The organism is Geodermatophilus tzadiensis (genome assembly GCF_003002915.1).
GTDB lineage: Bacteria > Actinomycetota > Actinomycetes > Mycobacteriales > Geodermatophilaceae > Geodermatophilus > Geodermatophilus tzadiensis.
Map to the genome: position 1 here is coordinate 295,582 of NZ_PVTG01000001.1, position 15,254 is coordinate 310,835.

The 15,254-nt window shown below is 77.4% G+C and carries 11 protein-coding genes; 4 read left to right on the forward strand and 7 right to left on the reverse strand.

Translation table 11 applies throughout. The annotated features are described in order from the left end of the window. Nucleotides 1–77 precede the first annotated feature (77 nt). The 4 genes from LY71_RS01380 to LY71_RS01395 form a co-directional block, all read right to left on the reverse strand. Nucleotides 78–3,038, reverse strand: a complete 2,961-nt coding sequence (locus LY71_RS01380) for an AAA family ATPase (protein WP_106275179.1) — start codon at nt 3,036–3,038, stop codon at nt 78–80. Continuing rightward, complete coding sequence (locus tag LY71_RS01385) at nt 3,035–4,186, reverse strand: exonuclease SbcCD subunit D (RefSeq protein WP_106275180.1); 1,152 nt, start codon at nt 4,184–4,186, stop codon at nt 3,035–3,037. Before LY71_RS01385 ends, LY71_RS01380 begins: the two co-directional genes overlap by 4 nt. 85 nt (nt 4,187–4,271) lie before the next feature. Further along, complete coding sequence (locus LY71_RS01390; RefSeq protein ID WP_211297083.1) at nt 4,272–4,922, reverse strand: PH domain-containing protein; 651 nt, start codon at nt 4,920–4,922, stop codon at nt 4,272–4,274. Between the two features lie 31 nt (nt 4,923–4,953). Further along, nucleotides 4,954–5,796: a biotin--[acetyl-CoA-carboxylase] ligase gene (locus LY71_RS01395; protein WP_106275181.1), complete on the reverse strand. Its 843-nt coding sequence runs from the start codon at nt 5,794–5,796 to the stop codon at nt 4,954–4,956. A gap of 19 nt (nt 5,797–5,815) precedes the next feature. Between LY71_RS01395 and LY71_RS01400 the strand changes: the two genes are divergently transcribed. From LY71_RS01400 to LY71_RS01410, 3 genes are read left to right on the forward strand one after another with little or no spacing between them, the layout of a single operon-like run. Continuing rightward, on the forward strand, nt 5,816–7,441 hold the full coding sequence (locus LY71_RS01400; RefSeq protein ID WP_106275182.1) for an acyl-CoA carboxylase subunit beta: 1,626 nt from the start codon (nt 5,816–5,818) through the stop codon (nt 7,439–7,441). Further along, nucleotides 7,438–7,653, forward strand: a complete 216-nt coding sequence (locus LY71_RS01405) for an acyl-CoA carboxylase subunit epsilon (protein ID WP_106275183.1) — start codon at nt 7,438–7,440, stop codon at nt 7,651–7,653. Before LY71_RS01400 ends, LY71_RS01405 begins: the two co-directional genes overlap by 4 nt. Further along, nucleotides 7,650–8,258: a Maf family protein gene (locus LY71_RS01410; protein ID WP_106275184.1), complete on the forward strand. Its 609-nt coding sequence runs from the start codon at nt 7,650–7,652 to the stop codon at nt 8,256–8,258. The genes LY71_RS01405 and LY71_RS01410 overlap by 4 nt, the downstream gene beginning before the upstream one ends. A 4-nt stretch (nt 8,259–8,262) precedes the next feature. On the opposite strand, the gene LY71_RS01415 is transcribed toward LY71_RS01410, so the two are convergent. Then, complete coding sequence (locus LY71_RS01415; protein WP_106275185.1) at nt 8,263–9,045, reverse strand: FkbM family methyltransferase; 783 nt, start codon at nt 9,043–9,045, stop codon at nt 8,263–8,265. A gap of 151 nt (nt 9,046–9,196) precedes the next feature. On the opposite strand from LY71_RS01415, the gene LY71_RS01420 reads away from it, so the two are divergent. Next, on the forward strand, nt 9,197–10,966 hold the full coding sequence (locus tag LY71_RS01420; protein ID WP_106275186.1) for an acetyl/propionyl/methylcrotonyl-CoA carboxylase subunit alpha: 1,770 nt from the start codon (nt 9,197–9,199) through the stop codon (nt 10,964–10,966). Nucleotides 10,967–10,994: 28 nt separating this feature from the next. Here the strand turns inward: LY71_RS01420 and LY71_RS01425 are convergent, their stop codons facing one another. Together LY71_RS01425 and LY71_RS01430 are read right to left on the reverse strand one after the other, a co-directional pair. After that, a complete protein-coding gene (locus LY71_RS01425) occupies nt 10,995–13,403 on the reverse strand; it encodes a hypothetical protein (RefSeq protein ID WP_106275187.1) in 2,409 nt (802 codons plus the stop codon). 86 nt (nt 13,404–13,489) lie between these two features. Then, nucleotides 13,490–15,223 (reverse strand): reprolysin-like metallopeptidase, encoded by a 1,734-nt coding sequence (locus LY71_RS01430; RefSeq protein ID WP_106275188.1) that lies wholly within the window; start codon nt 15,221–15,223, stop codon nt 13,490–13,492. Nucleotides 15,224–15,254: the final 31 nt, after the last annotated feature.

The following is a 15,254-nucleotide window of genomic DNA, read 5'->3' on the forward strand; positions in this document are numbered from 1 at the left end:
GCCCGCGCGGACGCGATCCCGCTCGGGTCCCGGGCCGTCGGCCGTGCCGGGCGGCCCCGGACGACCGGGCGGCGGGGTCAGCCGGCCAGGCGCGAGCCCGACCGTCCCGCGACCACCTCGAGCCGGGTCGCGACCCGCGTGCGCAGCTCCTCGAGGTGGCTGATGACACCGACCGTCCGCCCGCCCCGGCGCAGCTCGTCGAGCACCGTCATCACCGCGTCGAGCGCCTGGGCGTCGAGGGTGCCGAAGCCCTCGTCGACGAAGAGCGTGTCCATCTGCACGCCGCCGGCCTCGGCGGTGACGACGTCGGCCAGCCCGAGGGCCAGGGCGAGGGAGGCCATGAAGCTCTCCCCGCCGGAGAGGGTCTTGGTGGGCCGCCGGGTGCCGGTGTACTCGTCGAGCACGTCGAGGCCCAGGCCGCCGCGGGCGCCGTGGCGGCCCAGCGCGTCGCTGTGCAGGAAGGTGTAGCGCCCGCGCGACATCTCCTGCAGCCGCCGGCTGGCCACCTCGGCCACCTGCTCGAGCCGGGCGGCGAGCACGAAGGACTGCAGCCGCATCCGCAGCGTGTTCGCGCCCCGTCCTCCCACCAGGTCGGCCAGCCCGCCCACCTGGTCGGCGCGGGCCCGGCGCTCGGCCAGCTCGACCTCGGCGGCGACCACCTCGCCGGCCAGCCCGTCGAGGGCGGCGGCGCAGCGGCGCGCCTGGTCCAGCGCGGTCACCGCCTCCTCGCGGCGGGCGGTCACCTCCGCGCAGTGGGCCTGCAGCGCCGCGACGTCGGGCCGCTCCCCGAGGTCGGCGAGCTCGGGGTCGGCGAGGGTGGCGGCCAGCACCGACCGGGCCTCGTCGTGCTCCCTCAGCCGGCGGTCGAGCGCGGCCAGCTCCCCGCCGGCCAGCAGGGCCGCACCGGCGTCGCGGACGTCGGCGAAGCCGGCCGCGGCGGCCCGCTCCGCGGCGGCCGCCCGCGCCTCCGCGTCGGCGGCGAGCTCACGGCGCTCCTCCTCGGCGGCGGCGACGACGGCCTCGCACCGCTCGGCCGCGGCGGTGAGCCGGGCGACCCGGGCGCGCAGGTCGGCGTCCTCGCCGCGGGCGGCGTCCAGCCGGGTGGTCAGCTCGGCGAGCGCCTCGGCGCGCGCCGCCCGCTCGGCGGCGCACCGCTGCAGGGCCTCGCGGTCGGCGGCCAGCGCGGTGGCGGCCGCGTCGCGCCGGGCCTCGGCCGCGGCGAGCGCGCGGCGGGCCCCCTCGACCTCCGCGGCCCGCGCGCCGACCTCGCGACGCTCCGCGCGGGCGGCAGCCGCCTGCGCGGCGAGCTCGTCGGCCGGCCGCTCCCCCGCCCGCTCGCGCAGGACGGCGAGCTCGCGCTGACCCTCCTCGACGACCCGGCCGGCGGCGGCCCGCCGCTCGTCGGCGGCGTCGACCGCGGCGCGGGCCCGCTCCTCGTCGTCGGCGGTCACCGACGCCCCGGCCGGCACCGCGGGCCGCGGGTGCTCGACCGAGCCGCACACCGGGCAGTCGGCACCGTCGGTGAGCCCGGCGGCGAGCTCGGCGGCCATGCCCTCCAGCCGAGCGGTGCGCACGTCGACCAGCCGCTCGCGGGCCTGCAACCAGGTCAGCCGGGCGGCGTCGGCGTCGGCGCGGGCCCGCTCGAGGCGGCCGGCGACCGCGGCGGCGCGCGTGGCGGCGTCCAGCGCGGCGGCCGCGGCCTCCTCGCCGGCGACCACCCCGGGCAGGCGGGCGGCGGCGGCGTGGGCGGCGTCGAGCCGTTCCTGGGCGGCGGCCACCCGGGCCGGCTCCTCCTCGGCGGCGCGGGCGCCCTCGGCGCAGCGGGCAGTGAGCCGCTCGGCCTCCCGCGCCAGGCGGGTGACCTCGGCAGCGAGCTGGGCGGCCCGGCCGGCCTCGGGCAGCAGCGCCCGGGCGGCGGCGGCGGTGTCGCGCAGCTCGCGGGCCGTGTCGGCGGTGGCCTCGCGCCCGCCGGCGACCGCGTCCCACGCCGCGGCGGCGGCCTCCCGCGCGGCGGTCGCGCGCCGGGCGTCCCGGGTGGTGCGGGCCGCCGTCCCCAGGACGTCGCGCAGCACCTCGGCGCGGCGGCCGGCGTCGGCGCGGGACCGCAACGGCGCCAGCTCCGGGTCCCGCGCGGTGAGCCGCTCGAGCTCGGTGCGGGCGCGGTCGCGGCGGGCGTGCCGGTCGGCCAGCGCCCGGGCCGCGGCCAGGTCCCCGTCGGCACGGGCACCGTCGGCGGCCGCGGCCTCCGCGGCCTCCGCGGCGCGGTCCTGCCGCTCCGCGGCCCGGGTGCGGACCCCGCGCACCCACGTCCCCACCGACGCGCCGGGGCGCGCGCCGACCAGCTCGGGCGCCAGCTCCTCGGGCACCTCGACGTCGGCGATCTGGGCGACCCGGTGCAGCAGCGTGCTCACCCGGTGCCGCTCGGCCCGCAGCGCCTCGTCGGCGGCCCGCCGCTCGCCGGCCAGCCACTCCTCGGCGCGGGCGAAGCGGTCGACGTCGAACAGCGTGCGCAGCAGCCGCCCGCGGTCCTCGGGCTCGGCGCGCAGGAAGCGGGCGAAGTCGCCCTGCGGCAGCAGCACCACCTGGCAGAACTGCTCGGCCGACAGGCCCAGCCGCGCCCGCAGGTGCTCCGAGCCCTCGTCGATGCGGGTGCTCACCGGCTCCCAGCCCCCGCCGGACCAGCGCTGCACGGTCAGCCGGGCCTGCTCGGTGGTCTCCCCGGCGCCGCGCTTCTTCGGCCGGGTCTGCTCCGGCCGGCGGGTGACCAGCAGCCGCTCGCCGGCCAGGGTCAGCTCGCAGGACACCTCGGTGCGGGTGGCGGCGTCGGCGTGGTCGCTGCGCAGCCGCCGCGCCTCGCCGCGCGCGCCGGGGACGGTGCCGTAGAGCGCGAACACCACGGCGTCGAGCAGCGTGGTCTTCCCGGCGCCGGTGGGTCCCCACAGGAGGAACAGCCCGTCGCGGGCGACCTCGTCGACGTCGAGGGTCTCGGTGCCGGCGAACGGGCCGAAGGCGGTGAGGGTGAGGGAGTGCAGCCTCACCGGGTCAGCTCCTCGCGGGCCGCCGCGCCCAGCGCCCGGGCCAGCAGGTCCCGCTCGGCGGGGGTGGTCCCCACTCCGTCGCGGACGTGGGCGACGAACTCGCCGGCGACGTCGACGTCGCCGCGGCCGCGCAGCCGCTCCTGGTAGCTGCGGCCGTCCCCGCCGCCCCCGCCGCCGACCCACTCCAGGTGCACGCAGTGCCCGAACCGGGCGCGCAGCTTGCGCATCGGGTCGGCCGGGCGGACGTCGTCGGTCAGCCGCGCGGACACGAACGCCTCCTCCGCCGCGGCGTGCGCCGGGTCGTCGAGCAGCTCCTCGAGGGTGCCGGTGAGGACCACCAGCGGCCGGGGCTCCGGCAGCGGCACGGCGCGCACGCCGGCCAGGCCGGAGGCGTCGAGGTCGACCAGCCACACCTGCTTGCCCTGCCCCGCCTCGCCGAAGGAGTAGGCCATCGGCGAGCCGCTGTAGCGCAGCCGGTCGGTGAGCGACTGGGGCCGGTGCAGGTGGCCCAGCGCCACGTAGTCGACGCCGTCGAACACCCACGCCGGCACCAGGTCCACCCCGCCGACGCAGATGTCGCGCTCGCTCTCGCTGGCCACGCCGCCGCCGACGAAGGCGTGCGCGAGCACCACCGACCGCGCCCCGGGGCGCAGGAACAGGTCGGCGCGCACCCGCTCCATCGCCGCCCGCAGCACCGCCTCGTGACTGCGCGCCACCGGCAGCCCGAGCTCGTGGCGGGCGATCTCGGGCTCGAGGTAGGGCACGCCGTAGACGGCGACCTCGCCGTGCCCGTCGCCGAGCAGCACCGGCTCGTCGAGCCGCGCGGTGGCCGCGCGGACGTGCAGGCCCGCCTTGGTCAGCAGCCCGGAGAAGGTGCCCAGCCGACGGGCGGAGTCGTGGTTGCCGGGGGTGAGCACGACCGTGGCGCCGGCGCCGAGCAGCCGCTCGACCACCCGGTCGAGGACCGCCTGCGCGTCGGCCGAGGGGACCGCGCGGTCGTAGACGTCCCCGGCCACGACGACGGCGTCGACGCCCTCGGCGGCCACCACGCCGGCCAGCCCGGACAGCACCGCCTCCTGCTCGGCGAGCAGGTCGGCACCGTGCAGCGACCGCCCGATGTGCCAGTCGGAGGTGTGCAGCAGCCGCATGGGCGCGGACGGTAGGTCGGGGTGCTGACAGAACCGGACAGGCTCGCCGTGACCGGTCGGTCACACACCGGCGGGCGGACGCCGCTCAGAGCGGTGCGGTGGAGTGCCCGGAGGCGCGACGCCACCGCCGGCGGCCGTCGTCCGGCTCGTCGTCCGGGTCGGCCCAGGAGTCGTACGCCTCGTCGTACCCGTCGTCGTACGGGTGCGCGTGGGGGCCGGTGTGCGGGTCGGCCGGGCGCTCCCGGCGGTCGGCGTCCTCCTCGACCAGGTGGCTGAGCAGCTGCTGCACGCCGGCGCTGTCGGGCACCTTGCGCAGCACCGTGGGGCCGCCCTCGCCGGCCGACTCGACGGTCACCGTGCCCGAGCGCACGACCCGCTCCCACAGCGTCTGGGAGAAGGAGACGTCGGTGACCCGCGAGAGCGGCAGGTCGCGGCCCCTGCGGGCGAGCACGCCCTCGCGCAGCAGCAGCCGCTGCGTGGTCAGCACGGTGGAGGTGGTCCGCCAGCGCAGCACCGGCCGGCCGACGAGCACCGCGAGCAGGACCACCGCGACGGCGAGCAGCACCAGCCGCAGCACGCCCTGGTGGTCGCCCGCGGGCACCAGCGCCGCCAGGTAGGAGCCGGCGCCGACGACGAGCAGGAACCGGACGACCGGCCAGAACAGCGTCGTCCAGTGCGGGTGCAGGTGGCGCACGACCTCCTCGTCGTCGGCGAGGAGCTTGTCGGGGTAGGGCACCCCGCCAGGATGACCGAGCGGGGGCGGCGCGTCAGGCTCCCGCCGGGCGTGTCCGCACGTGCTGCACGTCGCCGCTGGCCAGCTCCACGGTGCCGTCGGGGGTGCGCACCACCAGCCGGCCGTCCCAGTCGACGCCGGTGGCGGTGCCCGACAGCGTGGCGCCGTCGGGCAGGGCGACGGCGACCTCGGCGCCGACGGTGGAGCACCAGGCGAGGTAGTCGGTGGCCAGGCCGGTGGCCACCGGGTCGCCGAGCGCGGCGGTCCAGGCGAGGTAGCGCCGCTCCAGGGCCCGCAGGTAGGCCAGCAGCACGGGGGCGCGGTCGACCGGGGCGCCGGTCACCAGCGTCAGTGACGACCCGGTCGGGGGCAGCTCCTCGCGCCGGGTCGAGACGTTCAGGCCGGTGCCGACGACGACCGCGGTGCCGGCCGCCTCGGCCAGGATGCCGGCGAGCTTGGCGCCGTCCACCGCGAGCAGGTCGTTGGGCCACTTGAGCGAGGAGCGCACGCCGGTGACCTCGCCGACGGCCTCGGCCAGCGCCACGCCGGTGAGCAGCGGCAGCCACCCGCGCCGGGCCGCCGGCACGTCGGGGCGCAACAGCACCGAGACGGTCAGCCCGGCCCGCGGCGGGGAGGCCCAGGTGCGCGCCAGCCGCCCGCGGCCGGCGGCCTGGTGCTCGGCGACGAGGACGAGCCCCTCGCCGGCGTCGTCGTCGCCGGCCCGCTCGAGGAGGACGGCGTTGGTCGAGCCGACCTCGTCCACGACCTCCACCGAGCGCCACAGCCGGCTGTCGCGGGTCAGCGCCGCCTGCAGCGCCGGGGCGTCCAGGGGCGGGCGGTCGAGCTCCGACCAGCGGGCGGAGGACGCGTCGGGCACTCCCCTACGCTACGGCCCCGTGACTGCGGCTGAACGGGAGAGCGCCGGCGAGCACACGCCCGGTGACATCGACGTCCACACGACCGCCGGCAAGCTGGCGGACTTCGAGCGCCGGGTCCAGGAGGCCGTCCACGCCGGGTCCGAGCGGGCGGTGGAGAAGCAGCACGCCGCCGGCAAGATGACCGCCCGCGAGCGCATCGAGGCGCTGCTGGACCCCGGCTCGTTCACGGAGCTCGACGAGTTCGCCCGCCACCGCTCCACCACCTTCGGCATGGAGGCCCGGCGCCCCTTCGGCGACGGCGTCGTCACCGGGTACGGGACGGTCGACGGCCGCCCGGTCTGCGTCTTCTCCCAGGACGTCACCGTCTTCGGCGGCAGCCTCGGCGAGGTCTACGGCGAGAAGATCACCAAGGTCCTCGACCTGGCCGTGCGCAACGGCTGCCCGGTGATCGGCATCAACGAGGGCGGCGGCGCGCGCATCCAGGAGGGCGTGGTCTCCCTGGGCCTCTACGGCGAGATCTTCCGGCGCAACGTGCACGCCTCCGGGGTCATCCCGCAGATCTCGCTGGTCATGGGCGCCGCGGCCGGCGGGCACGTGTACTCCCCCGCGCTCACCGACTTCGTCGTGATGGTCGACCAGACCTCGCAGATGTTCATCACCGGCCCCGACGTGGTGAAGACGGTGACCGGTGAGGACGTGACGCTCGAGGAGCTCGGCGGCGCCCGCACGCACAACACCAAGTCCGGCGTCGCGCACTACCTGGCCGAGGACGAGGCCGACGCGCTGGACTACGTCACGGCGCTGCTGTCCTACCTGCCGAGCAACAACCTCGACCCGCTGCCGGTCGTGGAGGTCGCCCCGGCCGACACCACGCCGGACGGCGTCACCGACGCCGACCACGAGCTCGACACGCTCGTCCCCGACTCGGCCAACACGCCCTACGACATGCACACCGTCGTCGAGCACGTGCTCGACGACGGGGAGTTCCTCGAGGTGCAGGCGCTGTTCGCGCCCAACATCGTGGTCGGCTTCGGCCGGGTCGAGGGCCGGCCGGTCGGCGTGGTGGCCAACCAGCCCACCCAGTTCGCCGGCACGCTGGACATCGACGCCAGCGAGAAGGCCGCCCGCTTCGTGCGCACCTGCGACGCCTTCAACATCCCGGTGCTCACCTTCGTCGACGTCCCGGGCTTCCTCCCGGGGACCTCGCAGGAGTGGGAGGGGATCATCCGCCGCGGCGCGAAGCTGATCTACGCCTACGCCGAGGCCACGGTCCCGAAGATCACCGTGATCACCCGCAAGGCCTACGGCGGCGCCTACGACGTCATGGGCTCCAAGCACCTGGGCGCCGACCTCAACCTGGCCTGGCCGACCGCGCAGGTCGCCGTCATGGGGGCCCAGGGGGCGGTCAACATCCTGTACCGGCGCGAGCTCGCCGACGCCGCCGACCCCGACGCCCGCCGCGCCGAGCTCGTCACCGAGTACGAGGACACGCTGCTGTCGCCGTACATCGCGGCCGACCGTGGGTACGTGGACCAGGTGATCCGCCCCTCGGAGACCCGCATCGAGATCACCAAGGCGTTGCGGCTGCTGGCCAACAAGCGGCAGACGCTCCCGCCGAAGAAGCACGGGAACATCCCGCTGTGAGCGAGCAGCGTCCCCTCCTGCGGGTCGTGCGGGGCGAGCCCACCGACGAGGAGCTCGCCGCCCTCACCGTCGTGGTGGCCGCGCTCGCGCAGGGCGGCCGGCCGCGCCGCCGTCCGGTGCCGGTCGGCGCGTGGGCCTCGTACGGCGACGCGCACCGGCAGCCGGTGCGGCCCGGCCCGGGCGGCTGGCGCGCCTCGGGGAGGTTCGCGTGACCGGCGTGCGCCGGCTGGTGCTCGCCTCGGCGTCCCCCGCCCGACTGGCCCTGCTGCGCCAGGCGGGCCTCGCACCCGAGGTCGTGGTGAGCGACCTGGACGAGTCCACCGTGACGGCGCCGCGGGTCGCCGAACGGGTCGCCCTGCTGGCCGCGGCCAAGGCCGCCACCGTCGCCGGGCGGGAGGACGACGCGCTCGTCGTGGGCGCGGACTCGCTGCTGGAGTTCCGCGGCCAGGCGATGGGCAAGCCGGCCGACGCCGCCGAGGCGCGGGACCGCTGGCGGCGGATGTCCGGCCGCAGCGGCACCCTGCACACCGGCCAGGCGCTGCTCGACGTCCGCGGCGGGTCGGTGGCGTCCCGGGACGTCGTCGTCACCTCGACGGTCGTGCACTTCGCCACCCCGACCGCCGCCGAGGTGGACGCCTACCTGGCCACCGGGGAGCCGCTGGCGGTGGCCGGCGCCTTCACCCTCGACGGGCTGGGCGCGCCGTTCGTCCGGCGGGTGGAGGGCGACCCGGCGTCGGTGGTCGGGCTGTCCCTGGCCGCGCTGCGCGAGCAGCTGGCCCGGCGCGGCCTGGCGATCACCGACCTCTGGCGCCGGTAGGGCGTCAGCCGCCGGGCGCCGGCGCGGGCCGACGCGAGGCCGACACGTCGGGGTCCGGGGACAGCGCGAGGCAGTCGCAGTGGTCCGGCGTGCCGGCGATGTGGTCGCGCGCCTCCGCCGCCGACATGACCCGCCGGGTGACCCAGTCCGGCCGCTCGCCCAGGCGCAGCAGGAACTCGGTGTAGCCGCGCTCGGCGAGCAGGTCGAGCACCTCGTACGCCCCGGGGCGGTTCACCTCGAAGAACACCGACGGCCGCACCGTCGTCAGCCCCCGCAGGGCCCCGAGCTCGTGCCCCTCGACGTCGATCTTGACCAGCGTGGGTGCCCCGTGCTCGGCCACCAGCGTGTCCAGGGTGTTGAGCGGGACGGTGATGCTGGTCCCCCACTCCAGCTCCGCCCCCGCGCCGGTCGCCCCCGTCACGCGCTCCTCCTCGAGGGTCGCGAGCGCGTCGGCCGTCGTGCAGAACAGCAGCGCCTCGCCGGCGTGGTCGGACACGGCGGTCTGCACCACGGTCACCCCGTCGTCGGCGCGGAACCGGCGGTGCAGGTGCTCGGACAGGCGCGGCTGGGGCTCGACGGCCACGACCCGGGCGGCGAGGTCGCGGAAGGCCGCGGTGAACTCGCCGATGTTGGCACCGACGTCGAGGACCAGGTCGCCGGGGTGGACCAGCTCCGAGAACAGCCGGCGCTGGTTGCGGCGCGTCCCGACGACCTTCCGGCCGACGTTGCGGACGTGGAAGTACAGCCCCGGCGTCCGGGTGAGCAGCAGTCGGTGGAGGGCCAGCATCCGCGAAGGCTAAGCGACCGGGGCGGGTTTCGGTACGGCGCCCGGGACGGTCGATCCGGCGTCCGGCGCGGCGGGCGCGGACCGAACCGGGCGGGAGCCGGGAGACCGCACTGGATACAGTCCGGGCGGTCCACGAGCGAGGAGACGTCCGTTGCAGAAGGTCCTGATCGCCAACCGCGGGGAGATCGCCGTCCGCGTCGCGCGTGCGTGCCGGGACGCGGGGCTGGTCAGCGTCGCCGTCTACGCCGAGCCCGACCGGGACGCGCTGCACGTGCGGGCGGCCGACGAGGCCTTCGCCCTCGGCGGGACGACGCCCGGCGACTCCTACCTGGTGATCGACAAGATCCTCGACGCCGCGAAGCGGTCGGGCGCCGACGCCGTCCACCCCGGCTACGGGTTCCTGTCGGAGAACGCCGGCTTCGCCCAGGCCGTCCTCGACGCCGGGCTCACCTGGATCGGCCCCTCCCCGCAGGCGATCATCGACCTCGGCGACAAGGTCGCCGCCCGGCACATCGCCATGAAGGTGGGCGCACCCCTCGTCCCGGGCACCGAGGACCCGGTCGGGGGCGCCGACGAGGTGCTCGCCTTCGCCCGCGAGCACGGCCTCCCCGTGGCCATCAAGGCCGCCTTCGGCGGGGGCGGGCGCGGCCTGAAGGTCGCCCGCACCGAGGAGGAGATCCCGGAGCTGTTCGACTCCGCCGTCCGCGAGGCGGTGGCCGCCTTCGGCCGCGGCGAGTGCTTCGTCGAGCGGTTCCTCGACCAGCCGCGGCACGTCGAGGCGCAGGTGCTCGCCGACACCCACGGCAACGTCGTCGTCGTCGGCACCCGGGACTGCTCGCTGCAGCGGCGCAACCAGAAGCTGGTCGAGGAGGCGCCCGCGCCGTTCCTCAGCGACGAGCAGCGGGCGCGCATCCACGAGTCGGCCAAGGCCATCTGCCGGGAGGCCGGCTACCACGGCGCCGGCACCGTCGAGTACCTCGTCGGCGCCGACGGGTCGATCTCCTTCCTCGAGGTCAACACCCGGCTGCAGGTCGAGCACCCGGTGTCGGAGGAGACCAGCGGCATCGACCTGGTGCGCCAGCAGTTCCGCATCGCCGACGGGCTGCCGCTCGAGGTTCCCGAGGACCCGGTCCCGCGGGGGCACAGCATCGAGTTCCGCATCAACGCCGAGGACGCCGGGCGCGGCTTCATGCCCGCCCCCGGCCCGGTGACCCGCCTGGAGATCCCGCAGGGCCCGGGTGTGCGCTGGGACTCCGGCGTGGAGACCGGCGGCGAGGTGGCCGGCGCGTTCGACTCGATGCTGGCCAAGCTGATCGTCACCGGCGCCACCCGCACCGAGGCCCTGCAGCGGGCCCGCCGCGCGCTCGACGAGCTGGTGGTCGAGGGCATGCCCACGGTGATCCCGTTCCACCGGGCGGTGGTGCGCGACGAGGCCTTCACCAGCGAGCCGTTCAGCGTGCACACCCGCTGGATCGAGACCGGCTGGGACAACCAGGTCCCGCCCTACACGGCCCCGCCGGCCGGGACCGACGAGGAGGCGCCGCGGCAGACGGTCGTCGTCGAGGTCGGCGGCCGCCGGCTGGAGGTCTCGCTGCCCGCCGGCCTGGCCGCGGGGGGCGGCGTTCCGGTGGCCGCGGGCGGCGGTGCGAAGCCGCGCAGGCGGGGGTCCGGGCACGGCGGCTCGGGGGCGTCCGGCGACTCCCTCACCTCGCCGATGCAGGGCACGATCGTCAAGGTCGCCGTGGAGGAGGGCGCCTCGGTGGAGGCCGGCGACCTCGTCGTCGTCCTCGAGGCCATGAAGATGGAGCAGCCGATCGTGGCGCACAAGGCCGGCACCGTGACCGGCCTGGCGGCCGAGGTCGGTGCCGGCGTCACCAGCGGCGCGGTCCTCTGCACCATCGTCGACGCCGCCGCGGAGTAGTCGGCCGCCGACCCGGCGGCCCCCGCCCTCAGCGGAGGGGGTCGGCCGGGGAGGTCCAGACGACCCGGCCGGCGGAGTGGATCGCCAGCCGCCCGTCGTCCTGCACGACGGCCACCGCCCCCGGCGACCGCCACGTGCCGGTCGCCCACAGCGCCCGGCCGTCCCCGGCGTAGCTGACCAGGTTGCCGTCGGACTGCATCACCAGCCGCACGCCGCCGCCGTAGGCGTGGCTCGCCCAGACGGGGCGGCCGTCGGCGGCGTAGACCACCAGGTTGCCGTCGGTCTGCGTCACCGCGCGGTAGCGGCCGTTCGGCGAGGTGATCGCCTGCTCGGCGGCGAGGGCCTGCCCGGGCCGCAGCCGGTCGGGGGTGTCCCAGCCGGTGGACCACACCGGCGCCCCGTCGGCGCGGTAGAGCACCAGGTTGCCGTCGTCCTGCATCACCAGCGCGCCCGGCCGCGCGCCCCAGGTCCGGGTGTCCCAGACCGGGTGGCCGCCGTGGGTGTAGACGACGAGGTTGCCGTCGGTCTGCAGGGTCAGGTAGGTGTCGCGCGCGTAGGTGTTGCTCGCCCACAGCACCCGCCCGTCGGCGGCGTAGACGACGAGGTTGCCGTCGGCCTGGAACACCGCGCGGTAGCGGCCACCGGGGGCGGTGAGGGCCTGGTCGGCGACGAGGGCCCGGCCCGGGCGCAGCGCCTCGGGCCGGTCGCGCCCGGTCGACCAGGCGGTGCTGCCGTCGGCCCGGACCAGCCGCAGGTCGCCGGAGTCCTGCAGCACGAGGCGGGTCGCGCCGCTGCCCCACGTGCGGCTGTCCCACAGCGCGCGCGTGCCGGCGTAGACGACCAGGTTGCCGTCGGTCTGCATCACCAGCCGGGCCCCCGCGCCGTAGCTGCCGCTGGCCCACGGGACGCGACCGTCGGGGGCCTGGACGACGAGGTTGCCGTCGGTCTGCATCGTCGCCCGGTAGCGGCCGTCGGCCGACCGCAGCGCCTGGCCGGCGGTGAGCTCCTGACCGGCCTGGAGCACGGGGGTGCCGTCCGCGCCGGCGCTCGGCGTCGCGCCCACGACCTCCACCGTGGCACCGGCGGTCCCGAGCTCGCGCACGGTGACGGTGAGGCCGGCGACGGCCACCGGCCGGCCCACCGGCAGGGCGGTCTGCCGGTCACGCGACCAGTTCGCGCGGGCCGACGGGGTGGCGTCGAGCAGGAGGGCGCCGTCGGACCCGGTCGTGCTGCGGCGGAGCAGCACCCCGGCCTCCAGCTGCCACCGGTTGGTCGGGGCGAGGTAGGCGTCGCGGCCGGCCGCCGGCCGGTACTCCAGCCACGACTCGGTGCCGTCGGCGGCGACCAGGCGCAGGGCACGCACGCCCGTGCGACCGGAGACCGGCGCCAGGGTGTGGGTCGCCGGGGGTCCCGAGGGGGTGACGGTGCGCACGCCGTCCGCGGGCAGCACGCCGAGTCGGGCGGCCTGCGGGACGCTCAGCGACCCGACCTGCTCCCAGGAGCCGCCCATGACGTCGTAGTAGTCCTCGTAGGGCGCCACCGCGCAGGAGCCGGTGTCGAGAGCGGCGTCGCACTGGCGCAGCGAGGAGTGGCCCAGGCCGAGGTTGTGGCCCACCTCGTGAGCGAGAACGGACAGGGTGGTCGCGCGCACGTAGAGGTAGCCGCCGGAGCCCGGTCCGGTGCCGATCTGCGCGAGGCCGTACGCGCAGTCGGGCATCTGCGCCGGGTAGCCCGGGACGTAGAGGAGCAGGTGCCGGCCCGGGCCGCGGGGAAAGCCCACGGTGGCCGCCACGTCGTCCCACATCCGCCAGGGGTCGCTGCAGGCGTAGGACGTGGACACCCAGGACGGGGCGCCGGCGGTGGCGTGCAGGCGGACCGCGCCGTCGGTCTGGCTGGACCAGAAGTCGGCGACCGGCCCGTTCACCGCGTCGACCACCTGCTGCACCGTGGTGGCGTCCGCGGCCAGGCCCGGGGGGCTGACCAGGACGACCGTGACCTCGTTGGTGTACGGGGCCGTCGTCGCCGCGGGCGCGGGCTCGGCCGGGGCGAGGACCTCCGCGGCCACCACCTCGTGCACCGGCTCGTCGGTCGCGGCGGTCGTCCCGGGCACCTCCTCGCCGAGGACCACCTCGACGGTGGCGCCCACCGGGAGCTCGTCGACGTCGGCGGTGTCGACGCGGACGCCCTCCCCCGTGTCGGTCTCCACCCAGCTGGCCAGGTCGCCGTGGTCGCCGGTGCGCTCCGCGGCCGCGGCCGGGTCGGCGGACTCGACGTAGGCCTGGACGAGCTCACCGACCACCGTCGCGCCGGCGGCGGGCTCCTCGTCGGCGTGCGCGGGCGCGCCCACCCCGAGACCGGGCACGAGGGCCAGCGCCGCCGCGGCGACGGTGACGAGCACCGGGGTCCGCAGGGCACGCGGGCGGGACACGAGTGACACGGGGACTCCAGACGTGTGGGACGTGCCCTTCATCGGCACGCCGCCCGCCCGCCTGTACCGGCGCCCGGCGCGCTCACCCCAAGAGGTCAGCGGCGGCGCAGGAGGGGCAGCCGGCGCGCGGCCAGCGCGGTCCCACCGATGCCGAGGACGCTGCCGGCGGCCAGTGCCGGGGTGGTCCACGACGGACCCGCCGGCTCGCTCGCGGCGGCCTCGGCCGGGGCGGCGGCCTCGGCGGGCACCGCCGGAACCGGGCCGGCGGACGGCGCGGCGGGAGCGGACGCGGGGACCGGCGTGGACGTCGGCGCGGGGACGGCTGCCGTGCCCGCCGCTGTCCCCGGCGCCGCGGCGGTGACGGGGGCCGGTGCGGTGGCCGGGGCGGTCGCGGCCGCGCCGGGCAGCACGTCCGGCGCCGGTGCCGGGGCGGTCGCGACCGCACCGGCGGCCGGGGCGCCACCGACCACGGTGACCGTGGCGCCCGCGGCGGTGACCGCGTCGACCGTGACGGTGAGCTCGCCGCCGCCGACCGACACCGGGACCCCGGGCCGGAGCGCGGCCTGCAGGTCGGCCTCCCAGCCGGCGCGCGGCGACGGCGAGCCGTCGAGCAGCAGCGAGGTGTCGGGCAGCGCGCCGACCCGGTGCAGCAGCACGCCGCTGTCGAGCCGGTAGCGGTTGTCGGTGCCCAGCCACTCGTCGCGGCCCACGGGCGCGCGGTACTCCAGCCAGTAGGCGGTGCCCGCGGCGTCGGTCAGCCGCACCGCGCGGGTGCCGCCGCCGCTGCCCAGGGGGGCGAGGGTGACCGTCGTCGTCCCCGGGCCGGCGGTCTGCGTGGCGGCGGCGGGCAGGACGCCGAGCCGGTCGGCCTGGGCCGCGGTGAGGCTGCCGACGCGGTCCCACGAGACGCCCATGACGTCGTAGAAGTCGCGGTAGGCGGCGGTGCGGCACGCGCCGGGGCCCTCCACCGTGCCCTCGACCGTGCCGTCGCACTGCAGGCCGCTGGAGTGGCCGAGGCCGAGGTTGTGGCCCAGCTCGTGGGCGATGAGGGCGGGCAGGTCGTCGCGGACGTAGAGCCGGCCGCCGGACGCCGCCGACGAGCCGACCTGGGCCAGCCCGTACGAGCAGCCGGGCAGGTCCCCGGGCTGGCTGCTGACGTAGAGCAGCAGGTGCCGGCCGGGGCCGGGCTGGAAGCCGACGCGGGCGGCGGCCTCGTCCCACAGCGCCGTCGGGTCGGCGCAGCCGGCGGCGGTGCGGATCCAGTCCTGCGCCTGGGTGACGCCGACGGTGACCGCGCCACCGGTCTGCTCGGACCAGAAGCGGGCGACCGGGTCGTTGACGGCGGAGACGACCGAGTCCAGCGACGTGCCGTCCGGGGTGCCGCCGTGCGGGACGACCATGACGACGGTGACCTGGTTGGTGACCGAGCCGGCCGGCACCGGGGCGGCCGCCGGGGCGGCCGCGACGAGCTCGGCGCCGAGGACCTGGCGGGCCGGCTCGTAGCCGTCCGCGACAGCCTCGTCGGTCTGGGGGGCGCCGACGGTGACCTCGACGGTGCTGCCGGGCTCGAGGTCGCCGACGGCCGCGGTCGGGACGCGCACCGAGGTGCCGTCCTCGCCCTCGACGAACGTCAGCGGCTCCTCGTGCGACTCACCCGCGTGCTGGCCCTCCGGGGAGGTCTCGGGCCAGGCCTGCACCAGCTCCCCGACGACGGTCTCCCCGCCGTCGGCCTGCGCCGACGGCGCGAACGGGCCCGCGCAGACCGCGAGCACGGCACCGGCGACGGCCAGGGACCGGGGCAGGCGGGCGGGGACTCGGCGCGGGGACATCTCCCCGCACATCGGCCGCCCCGCACCCCGG

What these genes read in the sequence shown, in the direction of transcription:
- LY71_RS01385 (WP_106275180.1), bottom strand. Translation starts at nt 4,186, where the DNA reads ATGCGGCTGCTGCACACCTCCGACTGGCACATCGGGCGGTCGCTGCAC.
- LY71_RS01415 (WP_106275185.1), bottom strand. Translation starts at nt 9,045, where the DNA reads ATGCTGGCCCTCCACCGACTGCTGCTCACCCGGACGCCGGGGCTGTAC.
- LY71_RS01430 (WP_106275188.1), bottom strand. Translation starts at nt 15,223, where the DNA reads ATGTCCCCGCGCCGAGTCCCCGCCCGCCTGCCCCGGTCCCTGGCCGTC.